The 19,930-nt window shown below is 59.3% G+C and carries 18 protein-coding genes and 1 pseudogene; 10 read left to right on the top strand and 9 right to left on the bottom strand.

All coding sequences use genetic code 11. The features are described from left to right. Positions 1–148: 148 nt before the first annotated feature. The 3 genes from CE491_RS14595 to CE491_RS14605 form a co-directional block, all read right to left on the bottom strand. On the bottom strand, positions 149–1,453 hold the full coding sequence (locus CE491_RS14595; protein ID WP_110949029.1) for an OmpP1/FadL family transporter: 1,305 nt from the start codon (positions 1,451–1,453) through the stop codon (positions 149–151). A gap of 140 nt (positions 1,454–1,593) precedes the next feature. Then, entirely contained in the window at positions 1,594–2,085 is a 492-nt protein-coding gene (locus tag CE491_RS14600; RefSeq protein ID WP_110949030.1) for a hypothetical protein, read from the bottom strand. A 277-nt stretch (positions 2,086–2,362) separates the two neighbouring features. Then, a complete protein-coding gene (locus CE491_RS14605; RefSeq protein WP_110949031.1) occupies positions 2,363–2,587 on the bottom strand; it encodes a hypothetical protein in 225 nt (74 codons plus the stop codon). A 1,010-nt stretch (positions 2,588–3,597) separates the two neighbouring features. On the opposite strand from CE491_RS14605, the gene rmuC reads away from it, so the two are divergent. The 3 genes from rmuC to CE491_RS30975 all read left to right on the top strand — a co-directional run bounded on the left by rmuC (position 3,598) and on the right by CE491_RS30975 (position 7,155). Then, positions 3,598–4,962: a DNA recombination protein RmuC gene (gene rmuC, locus CE491_RS14610; protein WP_199885113.1), complete on the top strand. Its 1,365-nt coding sequence runs from the start codon at positions 3,598–3,600 to the stop codon at positions 4,960–4,962. 408 nt (positions 4,963–5,370) lie between these two features. Then, entirely contained in the window at positions 5,371–6,822 is a 1,452-nt protein-coding gene (locus CE491_RS14615; protein WP_110949033.1) for an NCS1 family nucleobase:cation symporter-1, read from the top strand. A 207-nt stretch (positions 6,823–7,029) separates the two neighbouring features. Then, the gene (locus tag CE491_RS30975; RefSeq protein ID WP_256665300.1) at positions 7,030–7,155 is read left to right on the top strand and encodes a PA1414 family protein; all 126 of its coding nucleotides are present in this window, start codon (positions 7,030–7,032) and stop codon (positions 7,153–7,155) included. A gap of 149 nt (positions 7,156–7,304) precedes the next feature. Here the strand turns inward: CE491_RS30975 and CE491_RS14620 are convergent, their stop codons facing one another. From CE491_RS14620 to speB, 3 genes and pseudogenes are all read right to left on the bottom strand, one after another. Further along, a complete protein-coding gene (locus tag CE491_RS14620) occupies positions 7,305–7,595 on the bottom strand; it encodes a hypothetical protein (RefSeq protein WP_110949034.1) in 291 nt (96 codons plus the stop codon). Positions 7,596–7,850: 255 nt separating this feature from the next. Then, positions 7,851–9,230, bottom strand: a pseudogene (locus CE491_RS14625) (sodium:solute symporter). A gap of 305 nt (positions 9,231–9,535) precedes the next feature. Continuing rightward, positions 9,536–10,486, bottom strand: coding sequence for an agmatinase (speB, locus tag CE491_RS14630; protein ID WP_110949035.1), 951 nt, complete (start codon positions 10,484–10,486; stop codon positions 9,536–9,538). Between the two features lie 227 nt (positions 10,487–10,713). Between speB and CE491_RS14635 the strand changes: the two genes are divergently transcribed. Continuing rightward, the gene (locus tag CE491_RS14635) at positions 10,714–11,607 is read left to right on the top strand and encodes a LysR family transcriptional regulator (protein ID WP_110949036.1); all 894 of its coding nucleotides are present in this window, start codon (positions 10,714–10,716) and stop codon (positions 11,605–11,607) included. An 11-nt stretch (positions 11,608–11,618) separates the two neighbouring features. Continuing rightward, positions 11,619–12,209, top strand: a complete 591-nt coding sequence (locus CE491_RS14640) for a tRNA-uridine aminocarboxypropyltransferase (RefSeq protein ID WP_110949037.1) — start codon at positions 11,619–11,621, stop codon at positions 12,207–12,209. Between the two features lie 15 nt (positions 12,210–12,224). Here CE491_RS14640 and CE491_RS14645 read toward each other — a convergent pair whose 3' ends face one another. The 3 genes from CE491_RS14645 to CE491_RS14655 all read right to left on the bottom strand — a co-directional run bounded on the left by CE491_RS14645 (position 12,225) and on the right by CE491_RS14655 (position 14,835). Then, a complete protein-coding gene (locus CE491_RS14645) occupies positions 12,225–12,446 on the bottom strand; it encodes a DUF6316 family protein (RefSeq protein ID WP_110949038.1) in 222 nt (73 codons plus the stop codon). A 387-nt stretch (positions 12,447–12,833) separates the two neighbouring features. Then, complete coding sequence (locus CE491_RS14650) at positions 12,834–13,448, bottom strand: NAD(P)H-dependent oxidoreductase (protein WP_110949039.1); 615 nt, start codon at positions 13,446–13,448, stop codon at positions 12,834–12,836. Beyond that, positions 13,441–14,835, bottom strand: a complete 1,395-nt coding sequence (locus tag CE491_RS14655) for a class II fumarate hydratase (RefSeq protein ID WP_110949040.1) — start codon at positions 14,833–14,835, stop codon at positions 13,441–13,443. Before CE491_RS14655 ends, CE491_RS14650 begins: the two co-directional genes overlap by 8 nt. A gap of 260 nt (positions 14,836–15,095) precedes the next feature. On the opposite strand from CE491_RS14655, the gene CE491_RS14660 reads away from it, so the two are divergent. The 5 genes from CE491_RS14660 to CE491_RS14680 all read left to right on the top strand — a co-directional run bounded on the left by CE491_RS14660 (position 15,096) and on the right by CE491_RS14680 (position 19,695). Continuing rightward, entirely contained in the window at positions 15,096–15,629 is a 534-nt protein-coding gene (locus CE491_RS14660; protein ID WP_110949041.1) for a DUF2059 domain-containing protein, read from the top strand. Positions 15,630–15,657: 28 nt separating this feature from the next. Beyond that, positions 15,658–15,954, top strand: a complete 297-nt coding sequence (locus CE491_RS14665) for a BolA family protein (RefSeq protein WP_110949042.1) — start codon at positions 15,658–15,660, stop codon at positions 15,952–15,954. Between the two features lie 281 nt (positions 15,955–16,235). Beyond that, positions 16,236–17,222, top strand: a complete 987-nt coding sequence (trhO, locus tag CE491_RS14670) for an oxygen-dependent tRNA uridine(34) hydroxylase TrhO (protein ID WP_110949043.1) — start codon at positions 16,236–16,238, stop codon at positions 17,220–17,222. Positions 17,223–17,225: 3 nt separating this feature from the next. Continuing rightward, entirely contained in the window at positions 17,226–17,861 is a 636-nt protein-coding gene (locus CE491_RS14675; protein ID WP_110949044.1) for a DsbA family protein, read from the top strand. A 43-nt stretch (positions 17,862–17,904) separates the two neighbouring features. Then, on the top strand, positions 17,905–19,695 hold the full coding sequence (locus CE491_RS14680) for an ABC transporter ATP-binding protein (RefSeq protein WP_199885114.1): 1,791 nt from the start codon (positions 17,905–17,907) through the stop codon (positions 19,693–19,695). Positions 19,696–19,930: the final 235 nt, after the last annotated feature.

Below are 19,930 nucleotides of genomic sequence, written 5' to 3' on the forward strand. Positions count from 1 at the left end.
TCAGCTGCCCCGCATTCGTGCGCTCTTTTGGATCTTCGCTATTCAGCGCTTTGGCCCTTGAATAACGAAAAACCCCGCATCCATCGCTGGCTGGCTGCGGGGTTTTCTGTACGGCGGACAGGCGAGCTGCCTGTGCCGCCAAACGGCATTAGAAGCGGTATGTCAGGCCCAGGCCGAAACCGTTGGCGCTGTTTTCGTATTTCGCGTTGTAGGACTGACCCAGGGCGTTTGAGTCGCGAATCTTGATGTCTTCTTCCTTCAAGTACGAGTACGCCACATCGATGGTGATGTCATCTGTCGGGCTGTAACCGGCACCCACGCTGAAGATCGTCCGGTCGCCAGTCGGGATACGCGGCGAGCGGTTCTCGTTGTTGGTTGGCGATTGGTCGAAGGAAAGGCCGGTACGCAGTACCCATTGCTTGTTCAACTGGTACGAGGTACCAATTGCGTAAGCCCAGACGTCGTGCCAGTTCTGTTCTTCGGTGATATTGGTCACCAGCGTCGGAGCAGCCGCGCCGCCCGCGCTGGTCACGCCGGAGTTTCTCACTGTGATGTCTTTCAGTCGGCTCCAGCGAGTCCATGTAGCACCCGCGTACAGCTTCCAGTCGTCAGTCATTTTCTGAGTGACCGAGAAGTCCACCGACTCAGGGGTATCGAGGCTCAGCTTGCCGTCATAGCGAGCGGCGCCGAGGATCGGGGCAGGAACACCTGCGCCCGGCGTGACTTCTGTATGACCGTCGAGCTTGTAGGTCACTTTCGAGTGGTAGGTCAGGCCCACGCTGGTGGTGTCGGTAGCCTGAACCAGGATACCGGCGTTGAAGCCGTAGCCGACGTCGTCGCCTTTGACCTGGACGCGACCGTCACCCGATGAGCGGCCAGTGACCGGCAGGGTCAGGCCGCTGACATTGAGTGCCGATTCCAGAACGCCGGAAATGCGGTTGATGGTCGGACCGAAACCGATCGAGACCTTATCATTGAAGGCATAGCTGACAGTCGGCTGGAAGGTGATGACTTTCACCATGCTCTTGCTGCCGAAATTGCGCCCCTGGAAGCTGTTTTCGTAGTCGGTGACCAGGCCGAACGGCGCGTAGACACCCAAACCAAAAGCCCACTGATCGTCGATCGGTTTGACATAGAAGCCCATCGGCACGGCAGTGAATGGAACCATGTCGCCTTTGTTGCTGCCGGTGCTTCGACCGCTGACGTCCTTGATGTCAGTCGAGGCGTCGATTGCAGCAACACCAACGGTGACTTGTTGGCGCTTGAGGCGCGACATGCCGGCCGGGTTGCCGTAAACGATGCTGGCATCATCGACGGAAGAGGAGCGGCCCGCAAAACCGGTTCCCATGCCGCTGATGCTTTGCTCGTTGAGGGCAAAACCCGATGCGAAGATTTGGGTGGAGGCGAGAGTAATGGCGAGACTGAGGCTGGATTTGATCATTGTTTTTTTCATTGTTAGAACTCCTTGTTGATCACCGCGCGGAAATTACCAATATTTTTCATCACGCGCTATAGGCTGGATCACCCGAGTTAGAGCAATTTTTGTAGGACAATCCGGGTAAACGTGCTGCGATCTCCAGCGAAACTGCCGAGTCACAAAATGGCTGGTTCGGCCTGGGACAGGGGGCGCACCGAGGTTTGCCAAGCGCTGGTGAAATCCTGCAGTCGGCCCCGGGGCTGAAATACCCTGCGCCAAATCCGCGCCATCCCCAGCAAGTCATCTTCAGAGGGGAGTGTCAGGCGACTGGCCTCGACCATCATCCAGGCAATCGCCGTCGAATAACGCAGGTTCACTGTCAGCTCCAGATCCGGGCCGGTGAGGAAGGCATGCTGACTGGCGAGGCCTCTGACCAGACTCGCAAGGTCTGGATCTTTGGCCAGATAACCATCCCAGAGCTGGTAGTGCAGTGAGTCGGATATGCCGTAAAGGCCGTGCCCGCGCTGGCTGTCGAGCTCGGCGCCCAGCGCTGACTGGCTGGCGGCGACGGCAAGCAGGAACGATTCTGCTCCTGGCTGGTGGCGACCGAGATAGATCAGCGTGGGGCGGATCACATAACGGCGCAGTTCACTGGCGGCGATTCCCATAACACCCTCAGCAGCTCAATGAGCCGGCGGACCCTGACGCTTGGCAGCGGGGATGAAATCCGGGTCCACCGGAAGCGGCTCAGACCGCTTGAGTTGAAGCGTAGTCTCATATTCGCGGTGTAAAGGGCTGTTTTTAAAATATTTCCCGAACGGCACGGCTGTTCATATTTCCGTCGGCCAAGAGTCCGCCGTTTTTTTCATATGAAAAACAGGCACAAAAAAGCCCCGCCTTTTGAGGGCGGGGCTTTGGCGCGCGCTTTTTAACCGACGAACGGTCTCAGGCTGTCAATGCCTGACGCGTGCGGTCGATCACGGCCTGCAGCGGTTCGGCGCTGGAGTACTGATCGGGATAGAGGCGTTCGCTGTGACGGGCGATGCCGTGTTCGTTGACGATGGTGAAGCTGAAGCAGCCTTTGCGGGCAGCCATGATCAGGCAGTCCATCGGAGCGAAGGCGTTGGTGAGGGTGCGGATTGCATCCTGAGTCTGGGTATAAGTAGTCATGGTTATGGTGATTCCTGAATCGACACGCAATAAGAGGCGTGCAAAATAAAAACGTTCCAGTAAACGCGGGCCGATGCTCGAATGCGAGTCAGGGCAGGGCGCAGAACCTGTCTGGAACAAAAGCAGCCAGTTGAAGCGCGATTATCATTTGGCGCTGGGCTGACTGGTAGGTACTTCGGAGGGCAGGCAACACAACAGGAGCAAAGGTTCGATGCTCGGGGTGAAGATCCTGATCAATTTGCAGGCTGGTCTGAGCAGGCCATGATTGCTTCTCCACCCCTCCGATTTGTCGGCAGGTCGTGCGAGTTCATGTCTGGAAACCATCGAGGTGATCGATCCCTTTTTTCAGTCCGTGTGCTTGTGGGCAGTCAGGGATTGAGGGATTTGTTCGATCAGAATTGACTTTCAGCTTGGTACTAACGGCGGCGATGCTAACTGATCTGGCAAACCAGCGCAAGGTCGATTTGCAATCTGCAAGGGTAATGCGATTCACGAAACGCATCATCCAGACTTCACTGCTGCTTATAGCGTTTGGAAATTGACTTGTGCACATTAAAGCGCTTACCTGCCATCTCACTGTCACAATCAGTCCTAACAGCTTGATTTCACGCAGCGAATTATTAAGTCAATGAAAAGCATCGCTTTTTTTCGTTGGTGAAAAAATCGTCAGTTTGAACGCAGGCCCCATTCTACCTGCGTTTGCGGAGGTTCAAGGGGGGTTGTCCACTGAGTTATCCACAGGTTCTGTGGATTGTCCCAAGCGCTTGCTCTAATACGCGGCTTGGCACCGCCGCAGGCCGCTTTTTTCCTTCCTTGTCCCATTCTCAAACGGAATCTGACGGCAGCACAGGTTCTGCGCATAATGCCGCCAGCATGATTATGAGTTGGGGAATTTTATGGCTTTGGACCTCACCAGCCTGTTGCTGGGTTTGGGGGCGGCGGCATTACCGTTGCTGGTGTTGGCGTGGCAACTGCAGCGTCGGGTCGCTCAGCGCGAGGCGGAATCGGCACTGCTCGACGAACGCTTGAGCAACGCGCAGATGGCCCAGGACGGTCTGAATGCGCAACTGGATGCCTGCCGTGACGAAATCAGCGATCTGGGCCAGGCCAACGCGGTCAAGCAGGCGGATCTCGCGGCAGTGCGCCGGGAAGTCGAGCTTCTGCGTCAGCAGCATGAGGCTGCGCGCCAGGCACAGGAGCAATTGGGCCGCGAGCGTGCACTTAAAGAGTCTGAGCTGCGGCGCCTGGACGCGCAGTGTGCTTCGCTTAACGCCGAACTGCGTGAACAGCAGGAAAGCCACCAACAGCGCTTGAGCGATCTACAAGGTTCACGCGATGAGCTGAGGGCGCAGTTTGCCGAACTGGCCGGGAAGATCTTCGACGAGCGCGAGCAGCGGTTTGCCGAAACCAGTCAGCAGCAGTTGGGGCAATTGCTCACTCCGCTGAAAGAGCGCATCCAGTCGTTCGAAAAACGCGTTGAGGAAAGCTATCAGCAAGAGGCCCGCGAGCGTTTCTCGCTAGGCAAGGAACTCGAGCGCCTGCAGTTGCTCAACCAGCGCCTGAGCGACGAGGCCACCAACCTGACCCGTGCGCTCAAGGGGCAGAAGACCCAGGGCAACTGGGGTGAGTTGATTCTGGAGCGGGTGCTGGAGCATGCCGGGCTTGAGAAGGGGCGCGAGTATCAGACGCAAGTGAGCCTCAAAGGCCCGGACGGTGAGCGCTTCCAGCCTGACGTATTGATTATGCTGCCGGGCGACAAGCAGGTGGTAGTGGACGCCAAGGTCAGCCTCACGGCGTATCAGCAGTATGTGTCGGCAGATGATGATGTGATTGCGCAAGTGGCGCTCAAGCAGCATGTGCTGTCGCTGCGTAATCATGTCAAGGGCTTGTCCGGCAAGGATTACAAACGTCTGGAAGGCTTGCACAGCCTGGATTTCGTGTTGTTGTTCGTGCCCATCGAGGCCGCGTTTTCAGCAGCGTTGCAGGCAGAGCCGACGATGTTTCAAGAGGCCTTCGACCGCAACATCGTAATCGTCAGCCCGACCACCTTGCTGGCCACGCTGCGGGTTATTGACAGCCTGTGGAAGCAGGAGCGTCAGAGCCAGAACGCCCGGGAAATCGCCGAGCGGGCGGGCTGGCTGTACGACAAGTTCGTGCTGTTCATTCAGGACCTGGACGAGGTCGGCAGCCGCTTGCAGCAACTGGATAAAGCCTACGGCGCGGCGCGTAACAAGCTGGTCGACGGCCGGGGCAATCTGGTCAGCCGCAGCGAACAGCTCAAGCTGCTCGGCGCACGGGCGAGCAAGAATCTGCCAGCCGACCTGCTGGAGCGGGCGATGACCGATGAAGATGGGTTGGTGCAGTTGCCGGAGTAGGCCTCACCATTGTTGGAGCGCGCTTGCTCGCGACGGCGGCCTTCCAGTCAAACCGTTGTGTCTGAGAAAGCGTTCGCTTGCAAGCGTGCTCCCGCAGCTTTTAGCTGACAAAGCGCGCTTATATTGTATACACACTCTTCCGGGCATCTTCAGCTGCAAAACGCACCGCCATCAAGCACCGCTGCACTGTCAGCGGGCGCCTATCTGCTGATTCGGGCTGATATCGCAACGCTATCTTCCATTTTGCGACTCCTTCTAAAGCCGCTGTTTAACGCCGTTTCGTCCTCTTTAAAAAGTAGCTGGCACGCATTCTGCCTATGGATTCGTATACAACCCAAGCTCGCCCCCGTACGCAGTGTCAGGCACGACCGTTTCGGGAGCCAGTTCGTCCTCTCAGGGAGAAATGCGATGACCGAGCCAATGCCTCAAGGTTACAGCCCTCGTTTATATAACCAGGACCTGGGGCCCGTGCCGCAGAAGTGGAGCTGGTACAACATCTTTGCGTTCTGGATGAGTGACGTGCACAGCGTGGGCGGTTACGTCTTCGCCGCCAGCCTGTTCGCGCTGGGACTGGCGAGCTGGCAGGTGCTGATCGCGCTGCTGGTGGGTATCTGCATCATTCAAGTGATCGCCAACCTGCTGGCCAAGCCAAGTCAGCAGGCGGCCGTGCCGTATCCGGTGATCTGCCGACTGGCGTTCGGCGTCTTTGGTGCGAACATCCCGGCAGTGATTCGTGGCCTGATCGCGGTGGCTTGGTACGGCGTGCAGACCTATCTGGCTTCCAGCGCCTTGATCATTGTGGTACTGCGATTCTTCCCACAAATGTCTGTGTATGCCGAGCCTCATTTTGCAGGCTTGTCTTACCTTGGCTGGTTCGGATTCCTGGCCCTTTGGCTGGTACAGGCAGCGGTGTTCTGGACCGGTATGGATTCGATTCGCCGCTTCATCGATTGGGCAGGGCCGGTGGTCTACGCGGTGATGTTCCTGCTGGCGGGCTGGATCGTCTGGAAAGCCGGCTGGGCCAATATCAGCTTCACCTTGTCCGAAAAATCCCTGACTGGTTGGGAAGCGTTCTCCCAAGTGATCATGGCCACCGCGCTGGTGGTCTCGTACTTCTCCGGGCCTACGTTGAACTTCGGCGACTTCAGTCGTTACTGCCGCAGCATGTCCGAAGTGCGTCGCGGGAATTTCTGGGGGTTGCCGATCAACTTCCTCGCGTTCTCGCTGGTGACCGTGGTGATCGTGTCGGGCACCTTACCGGTATTCGGCGAAATGCTGCATGACCCGATCGCCACCGTCGCGCGCATCGACAACAGTGTGGCAGTGCTGCTGGGTGCGTTCGCTTTCGTGACTGCGACCATCGGCATCAATATCGTCGCCAATTTCGTATCCCCGGCGTTCGACTTCGCCAACGTCGCCCCCAGCAAGATCAGTTGGCGGATGGGCGGCATGATTGCGGCAGTGGCTTCAATCTTCATCACCCCGTGGAACCTGTTCAACAACCCAGCCGTGATTCACTACACCCTCGATGTGCTGGCGGCATTTATCGGCCCGTTGTTCGGCATCCTGCTGGTGGATTACTACCTGATCAAGAAGCAGCAGATCGACGTCGACTCGCTGTTCAACGACGGTCCGAGCGGTCGCTACTGGTACACCGGCGGGGTCAATTACACGGCGGTCAAGGCATTGATTCTGGCGACGCTGGTGGGCATCGCGATCACCTTCGTTCCGGCATTGCAGCCAATGGCCAACTTTGCCTGGTTCACCGGTTGCTTCCTGGGCGGCGCATTGTTCTTCATCTTCGCCCGGCGCAGCCAGGCACACGAAGGAGAAGCACTGGCGCCAGCGGTGACGGGATAAAGGCGAACATATAACGCGAGCGGCTGACGGCTGTGCCGTTGGTCGCGTCAAATCTGGCATTTGCCGCTTTGGAATGTCTCAACGTAAAGAATGGGAAAATTTCCTGACGCGACACTTCGTAGCAGGCGTAAAGTGCGACTTAGCACTATGATCTGCGTTAAGCAGGCCAGAAGTTGGCTGCCAGCATTTCCCTGAAGGGGGCGTTATATGAACAGCAAATTGCAAGAATGGCTTCACGACGTAGGTGTTGCACTGGGTTTGATCGAACGGCCGAAACTGCAGCCGATTCCTGTCCGTACCGACGATGACCAGCGTCGCCGCCCACGCCGCTGAGGCTGGGTTAGTATTAGATGTAAACCAGCGGCGCTATCGCCCGGTAGCCCGCTTCAGTGACTGCACCCGACGCTGTGGATAGCGCCACAGCCACTTGGGTGTGACGCCATCTCAGCCTTCATCTTTCTGGAAATCGAACGCATCTGCGTTCAGCGGGGTTTCCTGCTTGTCATCTGCACCAGTATCAGATCGACCAGCCCATCCAGCGTGAGCTGTCTGTAGTCTGGGTTGTCGGGCAGATGAGAGAGCTCGGTCTTGATCCGGTTCGGGAGAGTGATGTTGAAGTCGCTCTGCAGATCGGCGAAGAAGTCGCTGAAATCCTCTTCCTCGAGAAACAGGTTGCTCATCATCACATCTTCATTTTCCTGGAAGGGTGATTTGTCGACGAGGATCTTCCCAAGCTCATCGATAACGTGCTGTTGGATTTCTTTGCGGTCCATGGAAAGCCTCTGCTCTAGATGTGTGCGAAACCCATCCCGACTTCACATACAGAGGGTTACCGTTTGACAGCCTGGCGTTGCGTCGCTCCCTGGTTCTAGCCCATCGTCACGGCGCTGTCTGGTTAAGGCTAGTCCACGTCGGGGTCTCTGGACTGCTCCTTCTCACATGAAATTTTGTAACCGCCCATAAAAAAGGACGCCCGAAGAGCGCCCTTAGATCCTTGGCTGCGATGGTCAGGCTCGGGACTTGTCGACTCAGGCTGCGCTGGCCACAGCAGCGGGGCGTGGCGAAACGAGGCTGACCACCACGAAACTCACCAGCCCGACCGCCAGGCTGTAGTAAATCGGCGTGTTGGCGTCCAGTCCGTCCTTGAGCATGAACACCAGCGCTGTCACGAACCCCAGGCCCATGCTGGTGATGGCGCCAGCGGTGGTGGCGCGTTTCCAGTAGATCGCCCCGATCAGCGGGATCAGCATGCCGCCCACCAACAGGTTGTAGGCCAGCGTCAGGGCGCTGATTACATCGTTTACCACCAGCGCGATGGCCAGTACGACGATGCCGGTCAGCGCGGTGAACAGTCGGTTGATGCCCAGGCTCGACTGTTTTCCGCCGCGCAGTTTCGGCAGCAGGTCTTCAGTCAGGGTGGTGGATGCGGCGAGCAGGCCGGCGCTCGCGGTCGACATCATCGCGGCCAGGGCAGCGGCGATCACCAGACCGCGAATGCCATCTGGCAGCGAGGCTTTGACGATGGCGGCGAACGCGGTGTTGACGTTGGCCAGGTCCGGCAGCAGGACATGGGCCGCCATGCCGATCAGGGCGCAGGCCAGGCCATAAATGATGCAGTAGATGCCAGCGATGGAGCCGGCGTACTGCGCGACCTTTTCGGTGCGGGCAGTGAACACGCGCTGCCAAATGTCCTGACCGATGAGAATGCCGAAAAAGTAGATCAGGAAATAGGTGATGATGGTGTCCCAGCCGATGGTGGTCCAGCTGAAGCTCGAGGCTGGCAGTTTGGCGACCAGTTCATCTCAGCCACCAACGCGGTACAGGCAGATCGGCAGCAGGATGAACATCAGGCCAACGGTCTTGATCACGAATTGCACGATGTCTGTCAGTGTCAGCGACCACATGCCGCCGATGGTCGAGTACACCACCACCACGCCGCCGCCCAGGAGCACCGAGACCCAGAACGGCAGGTCGAACAGCACTTGCATGACGGTGCCAATGGCCAGGATCGAGGTCACGCCGATCATCAGCGCGTAGGCGAGCATGATCACCGCACTGGCCTGGCGGGCCATCGGGTTGTAGCGTTTTTCGAGGATCTGGGTGACCGTGAAGATTCGCAGCTTGAGCAGCGGCTTGGCGAGGAACAGGTTCAGGGCGATGATTCCAAGGCCCAGTGCGGCGCAGAGCCAGAACCCGGAAATGCCGTGGACATAACCCAGGCGCACGGTGCCGACGGTGGAGGCGCCGCCCAGGACAGTGGCGGCCATGGTGCCCATGTACAGACTTGGGCCGAGGTTGCGCCCGGCCACCAGGTAATCTTCATGGGTCTTGGCCTTGCGCATGCCGTACCAGCCCAGCACCAGCATGCCGGCCGCGTAGATCAGCACGACGAAAATATCTAAAGCCATGGAGTGTCTCCAATCATTGTTTTTATAGTGAGTCGCGAATCATCCGGCTGAAATGACGCAGGCAGTCAGCGGTGAAGGCTGTTTATTGTGTGTGCAGCGATAGCGATGAAGCCGTTTGCGGTCGTTTATGAATTCCATCCACGCGCACAGCACCTGTGTGAATGAGCGTGCTCACGAATGCGCCGGTACATCCAATGCATGTTCAGCGCCTGAACGTCAGCGTTCGCGAGCAAGCTCACTCCCACAGAGTCCGATTCCAGCCATGACCCCCGGTTGGACCGGAGTTCGTTGGGCGGGCCTCGTTTCTAGCGATGCGCCACCCCCGGCAGCACGCAGAGCATTTCGTACAGCAGGTTGGCGCCCAACAGCGAGGTATTGCCGGTGGTGTCGTAAGGCGGGGAAACCTCAACCAGATCGCAACCGATCAGATCCAGGCCCTGGCAACCGCGAATGATCTCAATCGCCTGAATGGTGGTCAGCCCGCCGATTTCCGGAGTGCCGGTGCCAGGGGCCCACGCCGGGTCGATGCCGTCGATGTCGAAGCTCAGGTAAACCGGGCCGCCGCCGACTTTCTCCCGCACTTCAGCCATCAGTGGCGCCAGCGACTTGTGCCAGCACTCTTCGGCCTGCACTACGCGAAAGCCCTGTTTACGGCTCCAGTTGAAGTCTTCGGCGGTGTAGCCCTGGGCACGCAGACCGATCTGCACGACGCGATCGCAGTCCAGCAGACCTTCTTCCACCGCGCGACGGAACGTGGTGCCATGGGCGATCTTCTCGCCGAACATGTGATCGTTGACGTCAGCGTGAGCGTCGATATGAACCAGGCCGACCTTGCCATGTTTCTTGTGGATGGCCCGCAGGATTGGCAGGGTGATGGTGTGATCGCCGCCCAGCGTCAGCGCAATGATGCCGTGCTCGAGGAAGCCATCGTAGGCCTCTTCGATAATGCGCACCGCATCCAGCAGGTTGAAGGTATTGATAGCGACGTCGCCGATGTCGGCAACCGACAGCGAGTCGAACGGTGCAGCGCCGGTGGCCATGTTGTAAGGGCGAATCATCACCGATTCGGCGCGGATCTCACGAGGTCCGAAACGGGTGCCGGCCCGCAACGAGGTGCCGATGTCCAGAGGCACGCCAATGAAGGCGGCATCAAGGCCGGCGGCCGATTGCAGGTGGGGCAGACGCATCATGGTTGCGATGCCGGCGAAGCGCGGCATTTCGTTGCCGCCCAGTGGTTGGTGGAAAATCTTGTCCACGGGATTGCCTCATCGGTGAGTAATTAATAGTTGTAAGCGTGGGGCGGATTCTGCGAACCACGGGGGCCGCGAACAATCGCTGAGGCAAAATACTTAGTTCAGAGATTTCTGAACTATCCGGCAAATCAAGGTAAGCTGCCGCCCATTGCACCTCTGGAGCGTCGTGCTACTGGAAGGTGTTCTGAGGGTGGTTGTTTAAACATGCATGTCGATTCTTTGGTAGGACCATGGCCAACGCACTACCCGATCTCAAATTGTTGCGCATCTTCGTCTGCGTGGTTCGTCATCAAGGCTTTGCCAGCGCGCAGCAAGAGCTGAACCTGTCGACGTCGGCCATCAGCACCTACATGAGTCAGCTGGAGTCGGCGCTGGGCATCGTGTTGTGCCATCGCGGTCGTGGCGGCTTCAGCCTGACCAGCAAGGGTGAGCTGTTTCATCAGGAAACCCTGCGCCTGCTCGGGGAGCTGGAAGGTTTTGAACTGTACGCCGCCGCGCTCAAGGGCGAGTTGCGCGGGACGTTGAACCTCGGCGTGCTGGACTCCACGGTCAGCGACCGGGCATTGCCGTTTGCCGAGGTGATCGGCGCCTACAGCGAAGAGCACCCGGCGGTGCATCTGCATCTCTCGGTCATGAGCCCTTATGAATTGCAGCTCGGGGTGCTGGACAACCGCCTGGATCTGGCCATCGGTTCGTTTTCCACCCGCATGAACGGGCTGTTGTATCAGCCGCTGTATCGCGAACAGCACTGGCTGTATTGCAGTAACCGCCACCCGCTGTTCGCCGAACGGCGCATTCCGGAGCCGGTGATCACCCAGCAGCGCATGGTCGGGCGCGGTTACTGGAGTCAGGCGGAGCTGGCGCGGCATGGTTTCAAGCACAGTGCAGCGACCGTGGAAAGTATGGAGGCGCAGCTGATCCTGGTGCTTTCAGGGGCCTATATCGGCTATTTGCCCGAGCACTATGCGCAATCGTGGGTCGATTCGGGACACTTGCGGGTGCTGCTGCCCGCCACCTTCGGTTATCAGGCGCCGTTTTCGATGATCCTGCGTCGCGGGCGCAGTCGCGAACCGTTGATTCAGACCTTCCGCGATCTGCTCAAAGCTCAGCTCAACCCGCTCTAGGAGGCTCGACCATGCCACGTTCCCGTTGTGAACGCTGTCATCGCCCGGAAGGTCACTGCCTGTGTGGGTTGATCCCACAGCTCGATAGCCGTACCCGCGTGCTGATTCTGCAGCACCCGAGCGAGGTCAATCACGCGCTGAACACTGCTCGCCTGGCAGCGTTGGGGCTCAGTAACGCGCAGTTGGTGGTCGGCGAGGTGTTCGAGGATCTGGCGCAATTGCTCGAGGTGCCGGATTGCCAGGCCATGTTGTTGTTTCCGGGAGAGGGGGCTATCACGCTCACCGAGCAAGGTGCAGAGTCGCGGCCGATCCTGCTGGTGGTTCCCGACGGCACCTGGCGCAAGGCACGCAAGCTGCTGCACCTCAATCCGCTGTTGGCAGAGTTGCCCAGAGTGACGCTGCAAAACGCGCCGACATCCCGCTATCGACTGCGCAAGGCACCGGGACCGGATGCATTATCGACACTGGAAGCCATCGCCCATGCGTTGCAGACCCTCGAGCCGGATCGCGCCTTCGAGGCGTTGCTGCGCCCTTTCGATGCCTTGGTCGAGGGGCAGATTGCGGCGATGGGCGAGGAAACGTTTCGCCGCAACCATTGCTGAGATTCAGCCTGTACGTCAGCCGTTCAGCGAAGTAGGTGGCTCGTCCGATGAAGCTTTGCCAGCCTGCATGCGGCGGATATAGGCGTCGGTTTCCCGCTCGGCGTCCTCCTTGGTATAGAAAGGGCCTTCGAGGGTGTTTTCACGGGTGCTGAAGAAATACAGACCATTGACGCGGGAGACGCGGTCGCTGCGAAACCGCAGGGCGGTCTGGGGGTCTTGCTCACGCTTGCTCAACATAGCCTTCTCCGGTCTTGGGAGTTCAGGTGGGAAAGGATTCAGGACGGCTTAACCGAGAACAACAGTCCGATGACTTTTCCACAGCGTGAGACGGAAAAGCTGGCTGGACGTTCGATACTTTACTCCAAACTTTGACGGCACATAACGGTAGGCGCGCGAATGCGGGGTGTCAGGCAAGATGCATTGGTGGCCACCGCCTTCGCTGCCGTCGTAACCTCTAGCGTCTTCCACAGGTTCGTGGCGGGTCCAGAGGCTTGCGACCGGCATCGCACCTGTGGAAGCTGCTGGAGCCGTGCGACTGCCGCGAATGCGGTGGGGCCAACCAGAAAATGAACCCATTGACCCACCGCTTTCGCCAGCAAGCCAGCCCCTACAGGACGACATCCATCAGCGCTTGCCCAGGGCCTCCGCCTGATGAATCCACTGTTGACGCTGTTCCTCGGTCGAGGTACGGACCGGGGAGAACTCCGTCAGGCGCGTGGTCTTGATCCCGCAGAACGCCATAATGGTCCTCTTCATCTGCCGATGTGCAGGTGCCTTGAACACCCAGCGGAAGTAGCGCGAGGGCGTGTCCAGGGTCACCAGCAATTCCGCGGTCCTGCCCTTGAGCAGTTCGTTGGAAGGGTGGTGACGACCGTGGGCCTTGAACGCGAAACCGGGCATGAACACCCGATCGAAGAAGCCGCTGAGCAGGGTCGGCAAGCCGCCCCACCAGACTGGATAAACGAACACCAGATGCTGCGCCCAGTGGATTTCCCGCTGAGCTTCCAGCAAGTCATGCTCCAGTGTCTGGCTCGATTCATAGCCGCCGCGCAGCACCGGGTCGAATTCCAGTTCTTCCAGTTTCAGCACCCGCACCACATGGCCCTGACTGCGCGCGCCTTGGGCATACGCTTCGCCCAGCGCGTGACAGAGGCTGACGGTCTTCGGCGAACCGATGACCATCAGAATGCGTTTGCCATACCCTTCCAGTGGGGTGGCGCCGCTGATCGGCTCAGCCATTGCTGCCGGCCTCCAGCATCTTCTCGGGACGCACCCAGGCGTCGAACTCAGCATCGGTCAGAAAACCCAGTTGCAAGGCCGCTTCGCGTAGGGTCAGCCCTTCGCTGTAGGCTTTCTTGGCGATCTGTGCCGACTTGTCGTAGCCGATGTGTGGGTTGAGCGCGGTGACCAGCATCAAGCCGCGCTCCAGGTGCTCGGCCATCTTCCCGGCGTCCGGTTCCATGCCCGCGATGCAGTGTTCGTTGAAGTTGCGGCATCCATCGCCCAGCAGACGAATCGACTGCAGCAGGTTGTGGATGATCACCGGCTTGAACACGTTCAATTGCAGATGGCCCTGGCTTGCGGCAAAGGAGATGGTGGTGTCGTTGCCCATGACCTGACAGGCCAGCATCGACAGCGCCTCGCATTGGGTCGGGTTGACCTTGCCGGGCATGATCGAGCTGCCCGGTTCGTTAGCTGGCAGTTTGACCTCTGCCAGACCTGCGCGCGGGCCCGAACCCAACAGTCGCAGGTCGTTGGCGATCTTCATCAGGGTCACTGCCAGCGTCTTCAGTGCGCCGGACAGCGCTGTCAGGGGCTCATGCCCAGCCAGGGCCGCGAATTTGTTCGGCGCGGTCACGAACGGCAGACCGGACAGCGCAGCCAGTTCGGCAGCCACCGCTTCGGCGAAACCATGGGGTGAGTTCAGACCCGTGCCGACCGCCGTGCCACCCTGGGCCAATTCGCATACGGCGGGGAGGGCGGCGCGAATGCTTTTCTCGGCGTAATCCAGCTGCGCGACGTAAGCCGACAGCTCCTGGCCGAAGGTGATCGGCGTGGCGTCCATCATGTGCGTGCGGCCGGTCTTCACCAGCTTCATGTGGCGTGACGACTGCTCGGCGATGCCCGCGGACAGCTCGGCGATCGCCGGCAGCAGCTGTTCCTTGACCGCTTGCGCGGCGGCGATGTGCATGGCGGTCGGGAAGCAGTCGTTGGAGCTTTGCGAGCGATTGACATGATCGTTGGGATGAACCGGCGATTTACCGCCGCGCCCCTTGCCCGCCAGCTCGTTGCCGCGACCGGCGATCACTTCGTTGACGTTCATGTTGCTCTGGGTACCGCTACCCGTTTGCCAGACCACCAGCGGGAACTGGTCGTCCAGCTTGCCGCTGAGCACCTCGTCGGCGGACTGTTCGATGAGTCGTGCGATATCGGCAGGCAGGTCGCCATTGCGGTCGTTGACCCGCGCGGCGGCCTTCTTGATCAGGGCCAGCGCGTGCAGCACAGGCAAAGGCATGCGCTCCTGACCAATGGCGAAGTTGATCAGCGAACGTTGGGTTTGCGCCCCCCAGTAAGCGTCTTCAGGGACTTCGATCGGACCTATGCTATCGGTTTCGGTACGGCTCACTGGACTCACTCCTTAAGGTCGAATAGCGCAGTTTAGTACCCGGCAAGCGAGTTCGGTTCCCGGTAATGGCTGCGCGGCAGGAAGATGCGCGCTCAGTGTGCGACAAAAATACCAATGTGGAAGTGAAACCTTCATGGCATGTCATTGTCATGCGGCGACGATTTAACCGCTCGTAGCGCCGGGGGTTGAGCGCAGGGCAAAAAGGGGCGCAGAATGGCCGGCCTCGGGGTTCAGCCTCGCCTGCTAGATAAGGAAACTCGATGACCCGTCTTCGTGCCATCTGTGCTGCGGTCGCTCTGGTATGCGCCAGCGGCCAGGCTCTTGCCGCCACCGCCAGCCATGAAGCCAGTGCTGTAGCGTTCCTCAAACTGGCTCACGCCGATCAGTTGGGTGCGCCGATTTACATGCAAGCGCAGCAAATGTTCGCCCAGCGTTTTGCTGAAACCAAAGCGCCCGATTCCAAAAAAGCGGTGCTGGAAAAATACCAGGCTCAGGCCAACGCCACCCTGGACAAAGCGATTGGCTGGGACAAGCTGCAACCTGACATGGTCAAGCTGTACACCGATAACTTCAGCGAACAGGAGCTGAAGGATCTGGTGGCTTTCTATCAATCCCCACTGGGCAAGAAAGTCCAGGCGAAGATGCCGCAGATCAGCCAGCAATCGTTCCAGATGACTCAGGAGAAGCTGCAACCGGCAGTGCCTGCAGTCACCAAGCTGCTTGAGTCAATGACCAACGAACTCGTCCCGGCTGGCACCAAAGGTGCCCCTGCTGCGCCCGCCAAGAAACCGTAAATTCCAGAAGCCATGAGCGAAGCCTGACATGAGCATGCAACAGCGAATCGAATCCGCGTTGGCGGTCTTTCAGCCTGAGTACCTGCAGGTACTCAATGAAAGCCACATGCACAGTCGCGGTGCCGACACCCACTACAAGGCTGTGGTGGTCAGCGAACAATTCGCCGGCCTCAACGCCGTCAAGCGCCACCAGAAGGTCTACGGCCTGTTAGGTGGCCTGATGGGTGAGTTTCATGCGCTGGCATTGCACACCTACACCCCGGAAGAATGGTCGAAACTGGGCACAGCGCCCGCGTCACCGACCTGTGCCGGGGGGCATGATTGAGACGAATCAGGCCTGCACGATCCCGTAGGAGCGCGCTTGCCCGCGAAGGCGGAATGTCAGTCGACTCGTAGGTCGCAGGCAGATTGCATCGCGGCCAAGCGCTCTTACCGTGCAGACCTCTTGCATTTCTTGATCTGCATCAATCCCCCACTCATCAACCACCCTGTCTGCCCGCGGCCGATTTTTGCTAGAATCCGCGCCGCGTTGCCGGGTCGGCACGCTTTTATCTGAATCATTCATCCGGTAGGCCCTTTGCGAGGGTCACCACCTGGAGACGCAACATGACCCAAACCGCACCCATCGTCGTCGCGGCGCTGTACAAATTCGTCACCCTTTCGGACTACGTCGAGATGCGCGAACCGTTGCTCAAGGCCATGGTCGACAACGGCATCAAGGGTACCCTGCTGATCGCCGAAGAGGGCATTAACGGCACGGTTTCCGGCAGCCGCGAAGGCATCGACGGGCTGATGGCCTGGCTCAAGAACGACCCACGCATGGACGACATCGACCACAAGGAGTCCTACTGCGACGAGCAACCGTTCTACCGCACCAAGGTCAAGCTCAAGAAAGAGATCGTGACCCTGGGCGTCGAGGGCGTGGACCCGAACAAGGCCGTCGGCACTTATGTCGAGCCACAGGACTGGAACGCGCTGATCACCGATCCTGAAGTGCTGTTGATCGATACGCGCAACGACTACGAAGTCTCCATCGGTACCTTCGAGGGCGCCATCGACCCCAAGACCACGACCTTCCGCGAGTTTCCCGAGTACATCAAGGCCAACTTCGATCCGGCCAAACACAAGAAGGTCGCAATGTTCTGCACCGGCGGCATTCGCTGTGAAAAAGCCTCGAGCTACATGCTTGGCGAAGGCTTCGAAGAGGTTTACCACCTCAAGGGCGGCATCCTCAAATACCTGGAGGAAGTGCCCCAGGAAGAAAGTCAGTGGCGTGGCGACTGCTTCGTGTTCGACAATCGCGTGACCGTGCGCCATGACCTGAGTGAAGGCGACTACGATCAATGCCACGCTTGCCGCACGCCGATCAGCGTCGATGATCGTGCCAGCGAGCACTACTCGCCAGGCGTCAGCTGCCCGCATTGCTGGGATTCGCTGAGCGAGAAGACCCGCCGCAGCGCCATCGACCGGCAGAAGCAGATCGAACTGGCCAAGGCGCGCAATGAGCCACATCCGATCGGTCGCAACTACCGTTTGCTCGACGGCCAATCCAGCGTGCAGCAGGCTGAAGAAATCCAGACCTTTGAGGCTTGAACCATGAACGCCCGCCTGCTCTATGTGATGGACCCGATGTGTTCATGGTGCTGGGGCTTCGCGTCCGTGGCCGACGCATTGGTCGAGCAGGCGAGGGCAGCGGGGCTGCCACTGCATCTGGTGATGGGCGGACTGCGTACCGGCAGCGGCGCTGCGCTGGAGCCGACCACCAAGCGCTATATCCTCGAACACTGGCACGCGGTGCAGGACACCACGGGGCAGTCGTTCAAGTTCGAAGACGCCCTGCCTGACGGTTTTGTCTACGACACCGAGCCTGCCTGCCGCGCCATCGTGGCTGCGCGCAGTCTGGCGCCGGACATCGTCTGGAAACTGGTCAGGGAAATTCAACAAGCGTTTTACCTGCAAGGCCGTGACACGACCAGCGCCTCGGTGCTGGTCGAACTTGCTGAGAACGCCGGACTCCCACGCATCGAATTCGCCGAAGCGTTCGACAGCGCCGAACAGCACGCCGCCACCGCTTCGGACTTTTCCTGGGTGCAGGACCTTGGCATCGCCGGCTTTCCCACGTTGCTCGCCGAGCGCAAGGGCCAACTGGCCTTGTTGACCAATGGCTATCAGCCTCTGGAAGAACTGGCGCCTTTGCTCAGCCGTTGGCTGGAGCGCGCAGCCAGTGCGTGATCCGGTCGATATAGAAGCTTCAAACAGAACCCCTGCCGACAACCTGCTCGCGCGCGTCGATCGTCTCGACTGGGCGCAGATTCGCAAGCTTGCGCTGCACCACCGCAAATCCTTGTGGGTCGCCAATGGCATTGCCGTACTGGCGGTGCTGTGTTCAGTACCGATTCCCTTGCTGCTGCCGTTGCTAGTCGATGAAGTGTTGCTGGGCAAGGGCGATTCCGCGCTGCTGTTCATGAACAACTTTCTGCCGGCAAGCTTGCACAAGCCGGTGGGTTATATCGGCCTGATGCTGGTGGTCACGCTGTGTCTGCGGCTCGGTGCCTTGCTGTTCAACGTGTTACAAGCACGTTTGTTCGCCGGGCTTTCGAAGGACATCGTCTATCGCATCCGCGTTCGCCTGATCGAGCGCCTCAAGCGCATTTCCGTTGGGGAATATGAAAGCCTGGGCAGCGGCACTGTGACGGCGCATCTGGTGACTGATCTGGACACGCTGGACAAGTTCGTCGGCGAAACCCTGGGCAAGTTTCTGGTAGCGATGCTGACGCTGACCGGCACGGCGGCGATTCTGGTGTGGATGCATTGGCAACTGGCGATGCTGATCCTGCTGTTCAACCCGCCGGTGATCTACGCAACGGTCAAACTCGGCAAGCGCGTCAAACACCTCAAGAAACTCGAGAACGACAGCACCTCGCGCTTTACCCAGGCGCTGACCGAAACCCTGGACGCGATCCAGGAGATCCGTGCCGGAAACCGCCAGGGTTATTTCCTCGGTCTGCTCGGCGGACGGGCCAGGGAAGTGCGGGACTATGCCGTGTCGTCGCAATGGAAAAGCGACGCCTCGGGCCGTGCCAGCGGCCTGTTGTTCCAGTTCGGCATCGACATATTCCGTGCGGCGGCGATGCTCACGGTGTTGTTTTCCGACCTGTCCATCGGCCACATGCTCGCGGTGTTCAGCTACCTGTGGTTCATGATCGGCCCGGTGGAGCAACTGCTGAACCTGCAATACGCCTTCTATGCCGCAGGCGGAGCGCTGACCCGGATCAACGAGTTGCTGGCTCGCGCCGACGAGCCGCAGTACGAGGGGGGCGTCAATCCTTTCGTTGGCCGCGAAACCGTGAGCATCGATGTGCGCGGCCTGTGTTTCGGCTACAACGAAGAGTTGGTGCTCAACCACCTGGATCTGTCCATCACACCAGGGGAAAAAGTCGCGATCGTCGGTGCCAGTGGCGGTGGCAAGAGCACGCTGGTGCAACTGTTACTTGGCCTTTACAGCGCCCGGGCCGGAAGCATTCGCTTCGGCGGCGCGAGCCTGGAAGAAATCGGCCTTGAGACCGTGCGCGAAAACGTTGCGGTCGTGCTGCAACATCCCGCGTTGTTCAATGACACCGTCCGCGCCAACCTTTCCATGGGCCGCGAACGAACCGACGAGGCCTGTTGGCAGGCGCTGCATATCGCTCAACTGGAGGCCACGATTCGCGCCTTGCCGCACGGGCTGGACAGCGTCGTCGGACGCTCCGGCGTGCGTTTGTCGGGCGGTCAGCGGCAGCGACTGGCGATCGCGCGGATGGTCCTGGCCGATCCCAAGGTCGTCATTCTTGATGAGGCCACTTCGGCCCTGGACGCTGCCACCGAGTACAGCTTGCATCAAGCGCTGAATCGTTTCCTCAGCGGCCGCACCACGCTGATCATCGCCCACCGCCTCTCGGCAGTGAAACAAGCCGACCGCGTTCTGGTCTTCGATGGCGGCAGCATTGCCGAAGATGGCGATCACCAGCAGCTCATCGCCGACGGCGGCCTCTATGCACGCCTTTATGGTCATCTGCAACAGCTCTGATACAGCTTGTCGGTTTTTTGCAGATCCGGTCTCAAATGGCGTATCGCCAGTGGAACACGTCAATTCTTGGGCTATGCTTGAGCCGGATCGCCAAGGAAAGCGGAAAAGCGTCATATTTACGTCTTTGCTTCGTATGACGGCGCTCGAATTGCTGTACAAAGGTGTGAGAAGAATCCCGCTGCATCGTGGAAATTAGCCGAGTCCCTTGGTTTGAGGAAGGTTTCTTGAATCGGGG

Origin of the sequence: Pseudomonas bohemica (assembly GCF_002934685.1) — a bacterium.
In the GTDB taxonomy this organism is placed as follows: Bacteria; Pseudomonadota; Gammaproteobacteria; order Pseudomonadales; family Pseudomonadaceae; genus Aquipseudomonas; species Aquipseudomonas bohemica.